The 2172-nt window shown below is 60.9% G+C and carries 1 protein-coding gene; it reads left to right on the top strand.

What is annotated here, in order from left to right; all coding sequences use genetic code 11:
* Positions 1 to 2172, top strand: a 2172-nt coding sequence (locus tag Q8O96_RS31045; RefSeq protein WP_371826219.1) for an immunoglobulin-like domain-containing protein, incomplete at both ends; no start/stop codon positions are given.

Raw genomic sequence — 2172 nt, 5'->3', positions numbered from 1 at the left:
TGGTAACTACGAGAAGCTGGAGATCAATGACAAGCCAGCCGAAACCTCGGTTACCGATACGCCAGACACCACCACTCTGAGCCTGAGTGCTACTGACTCGGTAGCAGAAGGCGGGTCCATCGTTTACACCGCAACCCTGACCAACGCGGCTGGTACCCCGGTTACTGTGACTCTGAGCAACGGCGCGGTGATCACTATCGCTGCCGGCGCTACCTCGGGTACGGCCACCGTCGCAGCCCCGGCTGATGACGTCTACAAGGACGCTGGCAAAGTCGAAGCCACCATCACCAAAGCGGACGGTGGCAACTTCGAGAACCTGGTCACCAACCCAGCACCTGCCGTGACTGATGTCACTGATACCATCGACACCAGCACCGTTTCGCTGACTGCTACGCCAAGCGTCGCTGAAGGCGGCATCGTGGTTTACACCGCGTCGGTCACCGCGCCAGTGACTGGCTCACCAGTAGTAGTGACCCTGTCCAACGGTCAGACCATCACCATCCCGGTCGGTGAAAGCCAAGGTTCGGTGAACTTCACTGCACCGAATGATGCCCTGGCTGGCGGTAGCTCCTTGAGCACCACCATCACCAAGGCTGACGGCGGTAACTACGAGAAGCTGGAGATCAACGACAAGCCAGCTGAAACCTCGGTTACCGACACCCCTGACACCACCACTCTGAGCCTCTCGGCTACTGAGTCTGTGGCTGAGGGTGGTTCGATCATCTACACCGCCACCTTGACCAATGCCGCTGGTACGCCAGTGACCGTGACCCTGTCTAACGGTGCGGTGATCACCATTGCTGCCGGTGCCACTTCCGGCACCGCCACCGTCGCGGCCCCAGCCGATGACGTCTACAAAGACGCTGGCAAGGTTGAAGCCACCATCACCAAAGCGGACGGTGGCAACTTCGAAAACCTGGTCACCAACCCAGCTCCGGCTGTGACTGATGTCGCCGACACCATCGACACTTCCACCGTCAGCCTGACTGCCACCCCAAGCGTCGCCGAAGGTGGAACGGTGGTTTACACCGCGTCGGTTACGGCTCCGGTGACCGGTTCGCCGGTCGTGGTGACCTTGTCCAACGGTCAAACCATCACCATTCCAGTCGGTGAATCCTCCGGCACCGTGAACTTCACCGCGCCGAACGATGCCCTGGCTGGCGGTAGCTCCTTGAGCACCACCATCACCAAGGCTGACGGCGGCAACTACGAGAAGCTGGAGATCAGCGACAAACCGGCTGAAACCTCGGTTACTGATACGCCAGACACCACCACTCTGAGCCTGAGTGCTACTGACTCGGTAGCAGAAGGTGGCTCCATCGTTTACACCGCGACCCTGACCAACGCCGCTGGCACTCCGGTCACCGTGACCCTGAGCAACGGCGCGGTAATCACCATTGCCGCTGGCGCCACTTCCGGCACCGCCACCGTCGCGGCCCCAGCCGATGACGTCTACAAAGACGCTGGCAAGGTTGAGGCCACCATCACCAAGACCGATGGCGGCAACTTCGAGAACCTGGTCACCAACCCAGCGCCAGCTGTGACTGATGTCACTGACACTATCGATACGTCGACTGTCAGCCTGACCGCGCCCCCGAACGTCGCCGAAGGTGGAACCGTGGTTTACACCGCGTCGGTTTCGGCTCCGGTGACCGGCTCGCCGGTTGTGGTGACCCTGTCCAATGGCCAGACCATCACCATTCCGGTCGGTGAATCCTCCGGCACCGTGAACTTCACCGCTCCCAATGATGCTCTGGCTGGCGGCAGCTCCCTGAGCGCCACCATCACCAAGGCTGACGGCGGCAACTACGAGAAGTTGGAAATCAGCGACAAGCCAGCTGAAACCTCGGTTACTGATACGCCAGACACCACCACCCTGAGCCTGAGTGCTACTGACTCCGTGGCCGAAGGCGGGTCCATCGTTTACACCGCAACACTGAGCAACGCGGCCGGTACTCCAGTCACCGTGACCCTGAGCAACGGCGCGGTGATCACCATCGCTGCCGGCGCCACCACTGGCACTGCCACCGTCGCGGCGCCAACCGATGACGTTTACAAGGACGCTGGCAAGGTTGAGGCCACTATCACCAAGGCCGAAGGTGGCAACTTCGAGAAGCTGGTGCCAAACACCACACCAGCGGTGACCGACGTTACCGACACCATCGACAACAG

The sequence above is a fragment of the Pseudomonas sp. LPH60 genome (assembly GCF_030718165.1).
GTDB classification, from domain to species: domain Bacteria; phylum Pseudomonadota; class Gammaproteobacteria; order Pseudomonadales; family Pseudomonadaceae; genus Aquipseudomonas; species Aquipseudomonas danubii.
This window is presented reverse-complemented; position numbering and strand designations above follow the sequence as displayed.